This window comes from Acinetobacter puyangensis (assembly GCF_900096995.1).
GTDB classification, from domain to species: Bacteria; Pseudomonadota; Gammaproteobacteria; order Pseudomonadales; family Moraxellaceae; genus Acinetobacter; species Acinetobacter puyangensis.
Genome location: NZ_OANT01000005.1, coordinates 347,199 through 364,301, shown reverse-complemented (window position 1 = coordinate 364,301; position 17,103 = coordinate 347,199). Strand labels below are relative to the sequence as shown.

At 37.0% G+C, this 17,103-nt stretch carries 14 protein-coding genes; 10 read left to right on the top strand and 4 right to left on the bottom strand.

Annotation, left to right across the window (positions count from 1 at the left end):
* Positions 1-176 precede the first annotated feature (176 nt).
* Together CRO21_RS11865 and CRO21_RS11860 are read right to left on the bottom strand one after the other, a co-directional pair.
* A complete protein-coding gene (locus CRO21_RS11865) occupies positions 177-1,676 on the bottom strand; it encodes a M81 family metallopeptidase (RefSeq protein WP_097079515.1) in 1,500 nt (499 codons plus the stop codon).
* 12 nt (positions 1,677-1,688) lie between these two features.
* Positions 1,689-3,002, bottom strand: coding sequence for an MFS transporter (locus CRO21_RS11860; RefSeq protein WP_097079514.1), 1,314 nt, complete (start codon positions 3,000-3,002; stop codon positions 1,689-1,691).
* A gap of 117 nt (positions 3,003-3,119) precedes the next feature.
* Between CRO21_RS11860 and CRO21_RS11855 the strand changes: the two genes are divergently transcribed.
* Positions 3,120-4,034, top strand: coding sequence for a LysR family transcriptional regulator (locus CRO21_RS11855; RefSeq protein WP_097079513.1), 915 nt, complete (start codon positions 3,120-3,122; stop codon positions 4,032-4,034).
* Here the strand turns inward: CRO21_RS11855 and CRO21_RS11850 are convergent.
* Positions 4,031-4,915 carry a LysR family transcriptional regulator gene (locus CRO21_RS11850; RefSeq protein ID WP_171294042.1) on the bottom strand — a complete coding sequence of 295 codons (885 nt, stop codon included), beginning with the start codon at positions 4,913-4,915 and terminating at the stop codon, positions 4,031-4,033. The two genes, CRO21_RS11855 and CRO21_RS11850, sit on opposite strands and share 4 nt — an antisense overlap.
* Positions 4,916-5,019: 104 nt before the next feature.
* On the opposite strand from CRO21_RS11850, the gene CRO21_RS11845 reads away from it, so the two are divergent.
* Positions 5,020-6,519, top strand: a complete 1,500-nt coding sequence (locus CRO21_RS11845; protein WP_097079511.1) for an MFS transporter — start codon at positions 5,020-5,022, stop codon at positions 6,517-6,519.
* Positions 6,520-6,550: 31 nt separating this feature from the next.
* On the top strand, positions 6,551-7,645 hold the full coding sequence (locus CRO21_RS11840) for an HlyD family secretion protein (RefSeq protein WP_097079510.1): 1,095 nt from the start codon (positions 6,551-6,553) through the stop codon (positions 7,643-7,645).
* A 162-nt stretch (positions 7,646-7,807) separates the two neighbouring features.
* Here CRO21_RS11840 and CRO21_RS11835 read toward each other — a convergent pair whose 3' ends face one another.
* Positions 7,808-8,761 carry a helix-turn-helix domain-containing protein gene (locus tag CRO21_RS11835; RefSeq protein ID WP_097079509.1) on the bottom strand — a complete coding sequence of 318 codons (954 nt, stop codon included), beginning with the start codon at positions 8,759-8,761 and terminating at the stop codon, positions 7,808-7,810.
* 1,178 nt (positions 8,762-9,939) lie between these two features.
* Here CRO21_RS11835 and CRO21_RS11825 point away from each other — a divergent pair.
* From CRO21_RS11825 to CRO21_RS11795, 7 genes are all read left to right on the top strand, one after another.
* Positions 9,940-10,842: a transporter gene (locus tag CRO21_RS11825; protein ID WP_097079507.1), complete on the top strand. Its 903-nt coding sequence runs from the start codon at positions 9,940-9,942 to the stop codon at positions 10,840-10,842.
* 116 nt (positions 10,843-10,958) lie between these two features.
* On the top strand, positions 10,959-11,462 hold the full coding sequence (locus tag CRO21_RS11820; RefSeq protein WP_097079506.1) for a group I truncated hemoglobin: 504 nt from the start codon (positions 10,959-10,961) through the stop codon (positions 11,460-11,462).
* A gap of 122 nt (positions 11,463-11,584) precedes the next feature.
* Positions 11,585-13,099: an amidase gene (locus CRO21_RS11815; protein WP_097079505.1), complete on the top strand. Its 1,515-nt coding sequence runs from the start codon at positions 11,585-11,587 to the stop codon at positions 13,097-13,099.
* Positions 13,100-13,181: 82 nt separating this feature from the next.
* On the top strand, positions 13,182-13,778 hold the full coding sequence (nthA, locus tag CRO21_RS11810) for a nitrile hydratase subunit alpha (RefSeq protein WP_097079504.1): 597 nt from the start codon (positions 13,182-13,184) through the stop codon (positions 13,776-13,778).
* Positions 13,779-13,825: 47 nt separating this feature from the next.
* Positions 13,826-14,470, top strand: coding sequence for a nitrile hydratase subunit beta (gene nthB, locus CRO21_RS11805; protein ID WP_097079503.1), 645 nt, complete (start codon positions 13,826-13,828; stop codon positions 14,468-14,470).
* A gap of 49 nt (positions 14,471-14,519) precedes the next feature.
* Positions 14,520-15,764, top strand: coding sequence for a GTP-binding protein (locus CRO21_RS11800; protein ID WP_097079502.1), 1,245 nt, complete (start codon positions 14,520-14,522; stop codon positions 15,762-15,764).
* Between the two features lie 307 nt (positions 15,765-16,071).
* The gene (locus CRO21_RS11795) at positions 16,072-17,085 is read left to right on the top strand and encodes an AraC family transcriptional regulator (protein ID WP_097079501.1); all 1,014 of its coding nucleotides are present in this window, start codon (positions 16,072-16,074) and stop codon (positions 17,083-17,085) included.
* Positions 17,086-17,103: the final 18 nt, after the last annotated feature.

Sequence of the window (17,103 nt, the reverse complement as noted above, 5' to 3'; positions counted from 1 at the left end):
CGACCTCACTTTGCCTTAAAATACAAAACGCCCAATGAGGTTCATCAGGCGTTTTATAGTTGAAATCAGTGTCAACTTATTTCAGGACTAGACAAAGACATATTTAGATTATTATTAACCTAACAAGAAATAGGATGGTTTTTTTTGATAGTCTCGTACTGATTAGATAATGCTAATCACTTCACTGTGATCAAAAAAGGTTGTCCATTTGGTTTTAGTCTTATTCCTTGCCTTAAATGTGTCCATGGTAAATCTGAAGGATCTGCAATCATAGGCCCAGGCGCTTTAGCTACTAATACTTTTTCAGCAATAGGACCAAAATCTGCTCTAAAATGTACTGAACTTTTGTTTACTAAAATACTCATTTTTTCGGGATCGATGCCAGCGATTCTATAAAGATTCCTATCAATCATTTGTGCTTTTGAGGAACTGACAGCAATTAGTATTCCTTCTAGTTGTAAGCAAGCAACTGGTCCAACATCGACAAACATTCCATGCATCATGGGTCCATCAAAATGGCATTGACCATTAGATAAGTGGACTACATCAAAATTTGCCTCAAGAGGTGTATCGCCCGGTATTTTTGCTTGCCCTCCAAGTTTGATTGATATTTTTCCTCCAATTCCTGCTTCATATGCTGCCTGTACTGCTTCAGCATCACATATCAAGCCGACAGCAACATTATTTGCTTTATTACTTAAAAGTGCTTTGATTAATCCAGTAGTATTTGCATCTCCTCCGGCACCAGGATTATCTTGAGTATCAGCAATGATAACTGGTCGATTAGCATTTTTAGAAATGGCTATAGCTTCTTTTACAGCCTCATCTGGCGTAAGAAATGATATTTCCCAATCGGATTCTTCTTTTAGTAACTTATCGTATAAGCTGTTAACTGCAACTTCCAGTCTATAATAATCAGTACCATACCCCCATAAAACGGGTCCACATTCGTTAAAATCTGCTGCGGGGAATCCTGGAGCGAATGATAAAGATATTTGATTGCACTCGAACTCTTCCAATGAGGAATAAAATTCCTTGGCAGGGTGGACTAATGTACACATACTATTAATTGGGATTAAATATGGTAATCGACAACTATAGCGATATAATTTACCTTCACGTAACCTCAAATCCATCAATTTAGCAGCACGAGCACCTGTTTCAGCCATATCAATATGAGGATATGTCCTGAATGCGGTCAAGGCATCTGCTGAACTTAGCATTAGCTCAGTGACATTCGCATGTAAATCTAAAGATGCAATAATTGGAATATTGTCACCAACTATCTTTCTAAGTCTTGATAATAAAATACCTTCACCATCATCGATATGTTCTGCAACCATAGCACCGTGTAGATCTAAGTAAATACCATCAATTACCTGATTACTTGCAGCTAAGGTAATTTCTCTGACTATTCGTTCATACGTTTCTTTTTCGACATGTGCTGAAGGGCTTGCTGCGGCCCATATGACGGGAATTAGTTCAAACTCAAATTTCTCTGCTTCGTTTATAAAGCCTCCTGCTGGAATATTTACATTGCGAAGCTTTAGAACATCTTTTCCTCGTGCTAGTTGAGGAAAACCTTCACCACGTATAAAGCTTTCGTAGGTAGCTTTGCTTGGAGCAAATGTATTTGTTTCATGCTGAAATCCAGCGATCAAAATTTTATATTTCATAACTAACCATTCCTATTTAAGTAACGAACTATTCATTAGAGAAGCTTTAGTTTTAGGTTTGTTTGCTGCTAAAAGTATCGAACCGAAACCAACTATTAAAGCCATAGCGAGTACACCCGCAGAAGAGCTGCCTGTGTAGGACTTAAGTAAACCAATTAGAGTTGGGCTCACGAATCCTCCTATTAAACCAATTGTATTAATTACGGCAATCCCACCAGCTGCCGCTGTTCCTTGAAGGTATTGAGCAGGTATAGCCCAGAAAACTGTATAGGCGCTCCAGATAAAAGCAGTCCCCAATGATAAAAATATTAATGATGCGAGAAGATTGTCAGTAAATACTGTCGAAATAGCTAAACTGATCGCTGCAATGAATGCAGGAATTGATGTATGCCAACGTCTTTCATTGTAGATATCAGATGTACGTCCAAATATTTGCATAAAGATAATTGCTGCTATATATGGAATCGCTGATAAAAATCCAATTGACATTAAATCATTTACGCCACTATCACGAATGATGGATGGAAGCCAGAAACTCATAGAATAGATGCCGCAAATTAAGCAAAAGTATCCAAATGCCATTAAGTAAATTCGGGGATCTTTGAGTGCTGCCCTAAATGATGAGTGTGCGTTATCTGAGCTTATCACTAATTTGGCATGAATTTGTTTTTCATCGTCAGATAACCATTTAGCTTGTGATGGAGCATCAACAAGTAATTTTAAAGCTAAAATTCCAAGAATAACGGCAGGAAATCCTTCAATTAAGAACATCCATTGCCAACCTTTGAGTCCACCTATGCCAGCAAATTCTGTCATGATCCAGGTTGATAGTGGCGCTCCTACAATGCTTCCTATTGGACCAGCAAGCATTGTTATAGCCATAACTCTTGCAAGTCGATCACGACCATACCAAAGAGTGAGATAGTAAATCATTCCAGGTGCAAACCCTGCTTCAAACACACCTAAAAAAAATCTTAATATATAGAAGCTTATCTCATTATTAACTATAAACATGCAACTTGAGGTTATGCCCCAAAGTAACATAACTCGGCTTAAAGTTTTTCGAGCACCAATTTTTGTTAGTAGTAAATTACTTGGTGTTTCGAAAATGGCATAACCAATAAAGAAAATTCCAGCGCCTAGTCCATATGCAGCATCTGAGAGTCCTAGATCACTCTGCATATGTAATTTGGCAAAACCGATATTAACTCTATCTAGGTAAGCTATAAAATAACAGACTAGAAGAAAGGGGAGGATTCTTAAGTCAATTTTTCGATAAATTTTTGCTACCTCAGAGGTAGCACACATTGCTTTGTTCGTCACCATCTCACGCAGACTCCTTGTCTTGATACCCTATAATCTAAATTTTTTTTTGATACAGCAATAGCAACTTAAGAAGCACTTTGTTACCTTATAAGCAACAACAAAATTAGATTGAAAATTATGCGCGATCTGAATCAACGTCGAATGCGTTATTTTTTTGAAGTATGGCGACATAAATCAATTCGAGGAGCGGCTGAACAGTTAAATACAGCACCGTCTGTAATTACTAGACAAATTAAACTGCTCGAAGAAGAAGTGGGAGTAAAACTATTTGATAGACAATCAAGGGGGGTTGAACCAACTGAGGCCGCCCAGTTTTTATTAGATTTTTGGCGTGGTTGTCAGGCTCAACAAGAACATTTTGAGGAACAGTTAAGATCTGTAAGTGGACTGCAAGATGGAAATATTCGTATAGCACTGAGTGAAGGATTTATTGATATATTAAATAGTAAAGTACTTGGCGAATTTTCACGCACTTATCCTGGAATAAAAATATATCTTGATATACTTCCAGTAAATGCTGTTATTAATGAGGTTGCAACGGGAAAGGCTCATTTTGGTATAGCATATAATCCATCCATTTGTGATGACGTCAGTTATATTGCATCATGTAAACAACCAATAAAACTACTGCTCAGACCTGATCATCAACTAACAAGATTAAAGCAGCCTATTCATTTTGAAGATATAATTAAGTTTCCTATCGCTCTTATGCCTCCTGAGTATGGTATAGGACAAGCTTTAAAGTATGTGTTTCATATGGAAAACATTGCGTTGAATCCAGCTTTTACTACTAATTCATTATCTGCATTAAGGCATTATGTTGTTAATACAGACGCAGTTACTTTTATCGCAGAATTTTCGGCGTTCAGTGATATTATCTCTGGTCAACTGACTACCTTAGAAATTGATAATACTATTTTAAATAATATTTACGGTAGGTTGATAATAAAGAAATTAACTTCTATATCGCCTGCTGCAAAAGAGCTTATTGCATGGATATTAGAGCGTATGGAAATATTTTCTACAAATTAGTTAAATTGTATGATCTCACTGATAAAGGCACTAATTTTTTTGGGAGTATGTGCTTGTTTCAAGTAGCAGATATACAATTCTACACGGCTATAGTTAAACTCCTCTAAAATTTCCACCAACTCACCTTTTTTTAAAGACTCGTTAACATCCCATAAAAGACTAAATGTAATTCCTGCGCCCTCTACTGCCCATTGATGTACTAATTCACCACTGGTACTCGACAGGTTAGGTGTCACTTGAAAAGGTTGTGAAGAATTTAATGTTTTCAATCGCCACATATTATAGATATGTCGGTCTTTCATAAAACAAATACATCTATGTGCTGACAGATCTTCTGGTTTATTTGGCGTTCCATTTAAACGAAGATAATGTGGGGAAGCACAGCACACACGTCGACTAGATAAAATAAGATGTCGAACTTCATCTTCATTAGGAAATGGATTTATCTTAAATACAATATCGAGATCATTATCTATCAAATTTAAATTTGAATCTGACAGTACCAATTCTATATTCATTAATGGATACTTTTTAGATAACTCTGAAATGATTGGCGCAACTTTTTCTTTTCCATATTGCAAGGGACAACCAACTCTTAAACGTCCTTTCAATTGATTTTTGCGACCAATAATCTCAGATTCTATTTCCTCTAAACTTTGTAAGAGTGGAACAATTTTCTCATATAAAATTCCTCCTTCTTCTGTAAGCCTGAAACGCCTAGCACTTCTTTCTATGAGTTTGGTATTTAAACGTTTTTCTAATGCAGCCAATCTCCGACTCAGTGCAGGCAAAGAAATACCTAGACGAATTGATGCATGCGTTAAAGATCCTGCATTAACAATGTAAAGAAATAATCTTAAATCTTGAAGAGCATCATACATTTTATGATTCCATTTTTTGCAATTAATAATATCAATTTCTATGTATTTAGTGAATACGCTTCCACTTAATATTCTCACCTTATGCAGCATGTAGAATTTGTTTTATGTTCAATACACAGAATTATCCAAAAATAAAAGCAATGGCAATTGCTGCATTTGGCGCACTATTGGTAGGTGTTTTTCCACTTGCTATTTCCTTTATGCAAGCAGATATCAGTAGTAGTTTTGCCGTAGATGCAAATGAAATTACATGGTTTGTAAGTCTCTATAATTTAGGGCAAATCTTAGGGATCCCGTTTGCTTTTTTTATTGCGGGAGTGGTTGGTAGAAGAAGAGCTATGCTATTGGCAGGTGGGGGATTTTCTTTTGTGTCTTTTTTAATAGCACTGTCTTCTTCATTTCAATTTGTTCTTGTACTTCGTCTTATTCAAGGCTTCTTTGGAACCATGTTTCCTATTTTTGTTTTCATTTTAATTTTTAGTTTGCTGAGTGCAGGGGCTGAACGGACGAAAGGTCTGGCGGTCTTCGCAGCAGCATCTTCTGTTGGGGCTGGATTAGCTGCCTTTGTTGGGTATTCTTTATTTATAGCTGAAAACTGGAGATTCACCTTTTATTGTTTAGGTTTTCTAAGTTGTATTTATTGTTATTTTGCCAATAAAACTTTTCTTGCAGATCCCATTAACTTGTCTAATCTAAAGAAAATTGACTGGTTTGGTTATCTTATAATATCCATCGCTCTGGTATCTTTTATTATCGCGATGTCAGAAGGTGAAAAAAACTTTTGGTCTGAAACTTGGTGGATTACTGCTTTATTGATCACATCATGTATTTTTATATTCTTATCTTTCTTTTATTTTAAAACTAATAAAGCTGGATTAATCAGACTGAGTATTTTTTCCAAACCATTTACACCGGCAATTTTATTACAATATTTATTTAGGCTTGCCACATTAATTTCTGTATGGATCATTCCTCAATATATGGTCAAAATTTTAGGCTATAAAATTGATCAATTGTCTTATGCGATTTTACCACTTTCATTTGGAACGATTATTGGGATCGTTTTTGCATTTTGGTCAAGTCCTCGTATAGATCAACGTTATATTTTATTTATCTCATTTTTAATGTTTGGTGCAGTGGCTTGGTATTGCTCTTACTTAACTGAAGATTGGAATTATCTCCAATTCTTTTGGCCGATTTTTTTTGCAGGATTAGCGCAAGGTATGTTTGGTATGTCGACACTACATTATGCTCTAGGTAATCTTGATAAGTTTGAAGGTCCTACATGTGGCATCATTTTTAATTATGTCCGTGTTCTAGGAGAAACCAGTGGTATAGCCATATTTTCCCACTTAATAAATGAACGAATAAAGTTCCATACTATTGTTTTAAACCAGCATTTAACCGCAATTAATTCTGAAAAACTGGGTAGCTTAAATAGACACTTTCAGTCAAATACAGATACCTCGGCACTCTCAACGCAAGTATCTGAACAAGCGTACCTACTTTCTTATATTGATGCACTCACATTCATCGCTTTAGTTCTGTTTATTGGTTCTCTATTTACTTGGGTATTCAGAGCTTATAAAAGCACTACTGAATGATTTTGCAATATCTATTAAAGAGTATTTTCCTATGAATCAGTCAAATCCAGATTTAAAAAAAACTACAACACCATTTATTCGACTTATAATTGTGAGCAGCGCTCTAATTATTGTTTTTTTAATGGTTTATTTTATTTATACTTATATGCCAACCTTTACCAAGACTGTTAAGACAGATAATGCTTATATCAAGGGAAATTTAACTTATATTAGTACTAAAGTAAGTGGTTATATTGATGAAATTAATGTAAATGACAACGAAGTTGTTCACCAAGGACAAGTTCTTGTTCGTATTGATCCTAGAGACTATCTCGTTAAAATCGATCAAACAAAAGCTGAAATAGAGAAAGTTTTAGCTGAAATCAATCAATTAAATGAAGAAATTAAGCTTCAACATATAAAAATTAAGAGTAAAGAGATAGATATTAATTCTGCAAATTCCTCTTTAGAGAAGATCAGTAATGATTTTAAACGTGCTCAACAGCTTATAAATATCGGTGCGATTAGCAGATCAGAATATGACGTATCAAGCACTGAACAGCAAATTCAAAAAAATAATCTTTTAAACTCAATTGATCAGAAAAATCAAGAAATACAAAGTCTAAATATTCTAGAGTCAAGTAAAAGTACTTTAAAAGCCGAATTAAATGCGGCAAATGCAAAGCTTAAGCAAGCTGAACTTGATAAGGCAGCTACCATTATTCGATCCCCAATAAATGGTCAAGTCACTTCTAGAAATATAGAACAAGGAGAATATACTACTGTTGCAAAAAATATTATGGCGATTGCCCCGAATCAAAATCTATGGCTAGAAGCGAATATCAAAGAAACCCAGCTTCATTATGTTAATAAAGGTGATAAAGTTTTAATTAACGTTGATGCTTTGCCAAATGATCGTTTTTGCGGGGAAATTGAGAGTCTTTCAAAAGTTAGCGGTTCAGAAACTTCTTTAATTCAGACAGATAATGCGAGTGGTAATTTCACTAAAATTATACGACGCTTTCCAATTAAAATTAAGATTGTTCCACATCAAAAAGGGTTAGATAAATTAGGGATTGGTATGTCTAGTGTCATCAAAATATATACACATAGCTCAGATAAATCTTGCACAGATATTTTATCATGAACAAGCATTAACGCTTAAACAATTACAGGCAGGGCAATATGTATTTTGCGTGCCTGTATCAATTTTTATATTATAAGTAATTGAATAATATATGAAATAAATTTTTCTAGTAAAAGATATAAACTTTAAGAGCAATATATTAATAAATAAAAATGTATTCTTTTAAAGTTTTTGCCCTAGAACTTCACGAGGCGTAATACCGAAAGCTTTTTTAAACGCATGACTAAAATGGGAAAAATCACTAAAACCATAATCTAAAGCGGCTTGGGATACGCTGTTAACATGACCAGATTGTAGCGCATTATGACTCGCATTCAGACGTTCTGCCCAAATGACTGACATGACAGTTTTTTGATGTCGTGCAAATGCACGTGTGACTGTGCGTACAGAAACATGATGATAATTTGCAATCTTTTCGATGCAAAGTTCCGGATCACACAACTGTCGTTGAATATAGTTCATCATGCGCGCGTATAAATCACGTTCTGCGCCAACTTGTTTGATATCTTGCATTTCAAGGCTAAGTACCAATAAATCCAAAGCAGTTTGTGAAAAACGTTCAGATAAATTTGGATGTTCCAAATTAAGGGGCGACATCACCGCTTGACGTAACATTTCACGTAATGGAATGACGCCTGGGCGAGTTTCATCTAAAATCATCGCTGTAAAATTTTCGATATTCGGCATGCGGTGCTTTAGTAAATGCCGAGGAATACGCATCAAATGATTTTTTTGTCCACCAAGACTAAAATTAAATGTTTGTGCTGCATCATAGAGCACTAAACTATTATCAATTAATTTTGAATTTCGTCCATTTTGTCTTAATTCACCATAACCTTGCTCCATAAAGCCCAACCATAAATCTTCATCAGGTCCTGTACGAAGATGTTTTGCTGTTCTTTCCCAATGATGCATACTTGCTGAAATGGTACAGACATCAATTAGTCCAACGTTTCTAACGATTAATTCACCATTGAAATCAAAAGGATTTCCTGGCTGGCTGGCTGCTGGAATACAATGACGGAGCACGACATCATTCCAGTATTCAAAGCGCTCTGGTGCACTGATATCTTGAGTTGAGTAGCGGATGTTATGCATACTTTGCTGTGGATTCATGGCTATACATTCCTGCAAGACAATTGCATAAAAAATGATTTGCTGTGAGGCTTAAGCAATAAATGTACCAATAATTTAATTTCTGAAAACTGAAAGCTTATGATTGGTATGCCTGAATATGCTTAAGTCATGGTAACAAGACATCATGGAAAATAGATTGAAAGACAATATATGCTTTTGAAATATTGAATTAACTTGGAGATAAAGCTTTATAACTTTATGAAAAATATTTATTTTATTCTTATAATTAAGCTCTGATGGGGCATTTTTAATATATTTGGACTGACTTAATATCTTTTCTATTGTTCTAATGTAGTGCATTACTGCACTGTAATGGTTATCTTGCTGAAAAAATCTAAGTTGATGAGGCTTTATCATAAATCGATTTGATTTATATCTTGTATGGGACTCATGCTGAGTGAATTTGTCATGATTTGCTATAAAGATCAATTCTTGTTTTAAATACCTGCTATTACATCTCGGTATATTTGTCTGATTCATATCAATATCCTTTTGGTTAACATGTTTACTCTTTAAACATTACATGCAACTCATCTAATGAGATTAATGGCGATACATAATGAAGTGAAGAATAAGACCAAGTCATTAAATGATAAATTTAAACAGATTTAAAAATTAACTGTTTAAGACTATAACTAGCCTGATCTGCTCTTATGTGTTCTATGCTCTTCGTCCTGAAGATTATTAACTTATAGCAAAATATTAAAAATTGCTCAATGAAAAAAATGAGCAAAACACAGATTAAATTGTTTATTTCAAATTGATAACGTGTATAAACATTTTGTTGGGATCTATGCTTTACCTAAGTGACAAGGTGGCCGATTCACAAATATTTGGTGAATTTTATTTTGAAGTCAAACTTAAATTAACAGAATTAAGTATTTATGATTTTGATGTATATGGTTTTATTCTAAAAATATAAATAACAATAAATTGGTTTGTAGAGAAAATATGAAAATCATGACCGTGCTAGCCAAGCGGTTGTCCTTGTTGACCAAGTCAGACAATAAAACTTCCGTAAGATAAAAACACAAGGAAAGAGATTAAATATTGAATGATCAGCATTGCAAAGCATGATGAGCCAGTTTTTCACACTTAATTATCTTTCTTCATCACGGATTTGACATCGATATTATCAGACACGCAGGAGAGAACCAATGATTTCCAGAAAGCGACGACATAATGTATTTTCCACTGGTATATCTGTCTGTACATTGTGCTTTTTTGCAGGATCTACACATGCAGTTGATTTGAACTCACAAGATCTTATTCCAGCACCGGCTGGAACCAATGCAGTTCTGGGTTATATGACCTATGCTTCACGAGACAGCTTTGCAACCATCAATGATAAAGAAATTAAAGATAATACAGGATTGAAGTCTGTGGTGGGTATTTTTCGTTATGTCTATTATATGGATATTGGCGGATTCACTGTTGCACCTCAGGTTTTGCTTCCTTACGGTAGGCTTTACGATGGTTCGCTGAATAATACTCGTCTTGAATCAGCGAGTGGTGCAGCAGATCCTATCTTTGCAGCCCCAGTGTGGCTAGTCAACAATTCCAAGACCAATTTTGCCATTGTACCTTATTTATATGTACCCGCAGGTGCTTATGATGCAGGTCGCACTCTCAATCTAGGGGAAAATCGCTGGAAATTTGATTTGCAACTTGGTGGAACACAGCAACTAGGTGGGGGTTTTACGGCACAGGTTTCTGCTGATGTCATGTGGTATGGCGACAACAAGGATGCCATCAACAATGGTGTCGGTCGGTTAGAGCAAGATAATACATATCAGGTTCAGGGCTGGCTTTCTTATACACCACCAGAAGATAAAACATGGACGCTTGCCGCTGGCTACTCAAAATATTGGGGTGGTAAGCAAACAGTAGATGGTGTCGAAAATGGTCAGATGACAAAAGTTGATCAGTTGCGATTGGAGCTGTCTAAATTTGTTGCTCCAACTGTTCAGCTTCAAGGCCAACTCCAGCGTGACCTCCAAATGGAGGGTGGTTTTAAAGAGGATTTACGCGCCACTTTACGCATCATGAAAGTATTTTAGCCCATCTACAAGTCATAAGGTAAATGTGACCTAGATTCAGCTTTAAAGGCTGTTGCTAGGGAAAACAGGAGCAGAAATGTCTCCATAAAATCTATCTTGAACGGAGAAACTTAATCATGAGTGATCAACAATTGACGACAGACCAAAAACCTTCCCTATACGAGCGTCTTGGTGGCTATGACGCCATCTATGATTTTGCGGGTGAAATATTAAAAACATGTATGAAGCATCCCGATATCAGTCATATCTGGGCGCATATGTCTGAATCAACATTTCAGAAAGAGCACATTAATTTTGTTGATTTTCTCTGTAAACATTGGGGTGGTAATACCGTATATCGCGGGCGTGACATGGTTACTGCACACAGAGGTATGGGGCTGACAGAAGTACATTGGAAAGCTGTATTTGAGGCAATTGATGAATGTTGCGATAACTACAATGTACCAGAAGATATTCGTGAAGAAGTAACTGCATTTCTTTCCAAATTCAAACCTGCTGTTATCGGTAGCCCTTCTTATCGTGATGTGGTACTTGCCCATCCTGATATGGATGTCACTAAAGGCATGAAAAGTGTTGGTATTCATTGGCCACAAGCAAATAAGTCTATTGATAGTGAATAACAAAATTGCTTAGAACCGAAATAGCGACAGCACGTCCATGATGATCAGTCTGTAAAGATTAATCTTTATATCGAAACTTGCTCTAAAAAAGATTTACTGAAACAGTAGATAAGGAAAATATTATGACTATTGAACGCCCTACAACTACACAATTGTTGGACCTCGCCAGCCGTTTACATATTCAGTTGACAGATGCTCAAGCCGAAGAATATTTGGCAATGATGCAAGCCAATTTCGATGCATACGATCAAATTGATGCATTACCTGACGAAATACCAGCAGTGCACTATGCACGTGATGCTGGTTATCGACCAAATGCAGAAGAAAATCCGCTGAATGCTTGGTATTACAAGACAGAAGTGAAGGGGGCCAAAACCGGTAAGTTGTCTGGGCGTAGCGTTGCATTGAAAGATAATGTCGCATTGGCCGGTGTGCCGATGATGAATGGTTCCAGTACTTTGGAAGGTTTTGTTCCATCTTATGATGCGACCATTGTGACACGTATGCTGGATGAGGGTGTGACTGTTCTAGGTAAGGCCACGTGTGAACATTTTTGTCTTTCTGGTGGCAGTCATACTTCAGATCCTGCGCCTGTACATAATCCGCATCGTTATGGTTACGCAGCAGGCGGATCATCGTCCGGAAGTGCAGCGTTGGTTGCCAGTGGTGAAGTGGATCTTGCGATTGCTTGTGATCAAGGTGGTTCCATTCGGATTCCTTCATCATTTTGTGGTGTGTACGGTTTAAAACCGACATTTGGTCTGGTGCCTTATACTGGCATTATGCCTATTGAGAATACATTTGACCATGTCGGACCAGTCAGTCGCAATGTCCGTGATAATGCCTTACTGCTTGAGGTGCTTGCTGGTGATGATGGGCTGGATCCACGCCAATACGCGGTCAAGAAAGACGATTATTTATCCTATCTTGATCGGGGCGTCAAAGGCTTAAAAATTGGTATTGTCCTTGAAGGTTTTGAATTACCAAACATGGACAGCCGTGTTGCCGAAACAGTTCGTCATGCTGCCGCAGAATTTGAAAAGCTTGGCGCAATTGTAGAAGAAATTTCTTTACCCGAACATTATCTAGCAGGTGCACTTTGGTCACCTATTGGCTGCGAAGGTCTGACTGCGCAAATGATGCATGGTAATGGCATGGGTTTTAACTGGAAAGGTCAATACGATATTCGCTTGTTAGATAAACATAAAGACTGGCGTAAGCAAGCTGACAAGTTATCACCGACCCTTAAAATCTGTATGTTTGTCGGACAATACGGAATTGAACAGTACGGTGGAAAATACTATGCCAAAGCACAAAATATTGCTCGCCGTGCCCGTGCCGCATATGACCAAAAATTGACAGAATACGATTTATTACTGATGCCAACAGTACCGATTGTTGCACAACCTTTACCTGATCAAGATGCTTCAATTACTGAATATATTAGCAAAGCTTTTGAAATGATTGGTAATACCGCAGCACAGGATATTACAGGTCACCCGGCTATGTCAGTGCCATGTGGAGTGGTCGATGGATTACCTGTCGGCATGATGTTAATTGGTCGTTATTTTGCTGAGGGCACGATTTATCAGGCCGCAGCAGCATTTGAATCCGCAGTTGATTGGCACCATCGCTAATCAAAAATAGACAGACAACAAGCCTATTTGATCATTTTCATGATGATTGTTGTCCTAACTTCTCTACCAAGGAGCGTTTTACATGAGTACATCTGTTTCTAAAACATCTAGCTCTACCCCAGGCGAGAGAGCAAGAGCATTATTTAAAGTCCTGAATGATAAAAACTTAATTCCAGAAGGATTTGTCGAAGGGATAACCGATTTAATGGAAAATACATGGGATCCGGCAAATGGTGCCCGTGTCGTAGCCAAAGCATGGACGGATCCGGCATATCGCGAATTGTTATTACGTGATGGTACTGCCGCATGTGAAGCATTCGGTTATACCGGACCACAGGGTGAATACATTGTTGCACTGGAAGACACCCCTACGGTTAAAAATGTGATTGTGTGTAGCTTATGCTCCTGTACCAATTGGCCTGTACTTGGCTTACCACCGGAATGGTATAAAAGTTTTGAGTACCGTGCGCGTTTAGTTCGTGAAGGTCGTACTGTACTGAAAGAATTAGGTACCGATATCCCCGAAAATGTCACGATTAAAGTCTGGGATACTTCGGCAGAAACACGTTATCTGGTTCTTCCAATGCGTCCACAAGGTACAGAACATCTGACTGAGGAAGAATTACAGAAATTGATCACTAAAGATGTATTGATCGGCGTATCCCTCCCGGTTGTGTAACGACTTTTCACATTAATCTCATATTTATCGAATGAAGGAGAATGATTATGGATGGCTTTCATGATCTTGGTGGTTTTCAGGGATTTGGTCCTGTCGATCATAAAATTAACAGCAAAAGTTACAAACCCGTGTTTAAAGAAGATTGGGAACATCTGGCCTACAGTCTAATGTTTCTGGGCGCCGGGCATTTAAACAAATTCAATATCGATCAGGTTCGTCATGCGGTTGAGCGGATAGATGTACGACAACATGTAGGTACAAAATATTATGAACGCTATATTATTGCGACTGCAACTTTATTGACAGAAGCCGGTGTGATCACTCAACAAGAGCTTGATGAAGCATTGGGATCACATTTTAAATTAGCCAATCCCAATCATTCTAATGGTCGTCCTGCCATTGGTAATCGCCCTCCATTTGAGGTGGGTGATAAAGTTACCGTGCGTGATGAGTATGTATCCGGACACATTCGTGCACCGGCTTATGTCAGAGGTAAATCTGGTGTGATATTACACCGCACGACAGAAAAATGGCCTTTCCCTGATGCGATAGGTCATGCCGATCAAACTGCATTACATCAACCGACCTATCATGTTGAGTTTCGCGTGAAAGATCTGTGGGGTGATGCGGCTGATGATGGTTATGTCATTGTTGATTTATTTGAAAGTTATCTGGACAAAGTCGAAGCCTAATTAAAGCTAACATTTCTAGTCACGGAATCACTGTATTAGGAGAAGGTAAATGACAACAGCACAATCTTGTAAGATATTGGATGCTATTCATACGCGTATTCCAGTCACTGTATTATCTGGTTTTCTGGGATCGGGCAAGACCACACTACTGAATTATATACTGCGTAATCGCGCAGGAATAAAAGTTGCTGTGATCGTTAATGACATGAGTGAAATCAATATTGATGCAGAAGATGTGCGCCGTCATGTGGAGCTCCACCGTGGCAGTGATCAATTGGTTGAAATGAGCAATGGCTGTATTTGCTGTACTTTACGTGCTGATTTGCTGGAGCAGGTCAGCACGCTAGCTCAACAGGCACAATTTGATTATATTTTGATTGAATCAACCGGTATTTCTGAACCGATGCCTGTGGCAGAAACATTTGCTTTTCTGAATCAAGATGGCTTTAGTCTGAGTGAGCTGGCACGTCTTGATACTATGGTTACCGTGGTCAATGGTGAAAATTTTGAGGAGATGTTGAAGTCAGGACAACATATAGAAACACCGATTGAAAATGATGAATTGATTGAGCGAAAACTTTCGGATTTATTACTGGATCAGGTTGAGTATGCCAATGTGATTCTGGTCAGCCGTTTTGATCTGATTGGAGAAGAGAAGTTTAAACATCTTGCTGCAATTCTGAAACAACTGAATCCATCAGCAGAAATTTTACCCATACAACATGGTGAAATTGATTTATCCGTTGTTTTAAATACACATAAATTTGATCTGCCGAGTCTGGTAAAATCACCTGGCTGGATGCAGCATCTGGATCAGCAGGAAGTCCATCCTGAATCAGAAACCTACGGTATTTCTTCATGGGCATATCGTGAACGTGTCCCTTTTCATCCGCAGCGTTTATATGCCTTTTTAAATCAGCCATGGATAAATGGCACATTATTGCGTAGTAAAGGTTATATATGGCTGGCGCATCGTTATGTGGATATTGGAATGCTGGTACAGACGGGTGGAAAATTCGAATGGGGTTATGTCGGACATTGGTGGCGTTTTTTACCACAGAACGAATGGCCACAAGATGATTATCGTCGCCATAGTATTTTAGAGAAATGGCATGAGCAGGCGGGTGATTGTCGTCAGGAAATGGTTTTTATTGGGCAAAATATTCAATGGGCACAACTTAAACAGCAGCTTGATGATTGTTTGCTCACCATTGAGGAAATAGAATCTGGACCTGAGAGTTGGCTGCATCTAAAGGGAAAAGAGATCTTTGAGGAATATGCTGTAGTAGAGTAGGTGTTTTCACGTGTTTCATGTACATAATGTCAGTAAATATTCTATGGGCTATTGTTTTTATTAACTATTATTTTTCCCTTTGTTGTAATTGTATTTTTAGAGAAAAACATAATTTGAATGCTGGTATATATTCATATAATTGATCTTTATTTTTTTATAAAGAACCAGCAGTCAAATTAAATCTTCTGCTCATAACTGAAAAAATCAAGATTAAAAACTACATATCAATACTGATGTCGCTATGCATAATAATTGAACTTTTAAATAAAATATTGTTTAATTTTGACAAGGAAGCAGGATTTAAAAGATGGACTATATCAAAGGCACAATTTCAATTCATTTGGTAAAAGAAGCCTTATTGGTGGCGAATTCTCGTGGATACAATATATATGAAATCGCAAGTAATGCAGGAATCTCGCCGACTTTACTTGATGTGAATAAGGCACGTGTCAGTATTAACGATTATGCTAAGCTTTGGATAGAGATTGCCAACACCATGAATGATGAGTTCTTTGGTATGGATGCGCATGCAATGCGACGAGGTTCTTATAAATTATTGGTTAAAATGGTTGAACATTCAACAACAATTGAAAAAGCACTACAGAATATTTTAAATTATTTTAATATTATTCTTGATGATTTATATGCCTATTATGATGTGGACGAGACTGGTAATCAATTAAGAATTTATATTAAAGATAAAGGTAATATAAAGCGTATGTTTACTTATGCGACTTATATGATGTTTATTCAAGGGGTTTTATGTTGGTTGGCTGATAAGAATATTATTTATCACAGAATTCAGCTTAAATGTAGTCAACCAATTTACTGTGAAGATTATTATATTAGGTTTACTGATCAAATTGAATTTCTTTCTGAACAGAATGTACTTTATCTTGATGCATCTGATTTAAAAATTAAAATTAAAAAATCCAATGAGGATGTCAATGATTTCTTAAAGTATACGCCACAAAAATTTCTGGTTCGTTATAAAGCTGACAATGATCTAAGTGCGGAAATTAGAAACTATTTAAGTCAATCAAATTTACAGGAGTGGCCTGAATTAAAAGAGATTGCGCTGATTTTAAATATCTCGGAAGCAACCTTGCAACGCAGATTAAAAAACAAGGGAACAAGTTTCCAGAAAATTAAAAATGAAATCCGGCGAGATTATGCCATAGAAAAACTTTCTAATACTAAGGACACATTATATGATATTAGTTATGCTCTAAATTTTAACGATCCCAGTGCATTTCAGCGTGCTTTTAAGAAGTGGACTGGTGTCAGTGCTGGAACATATAGAAAGTTGTCACAGCATTAACATCAGCCAGTATTGTTA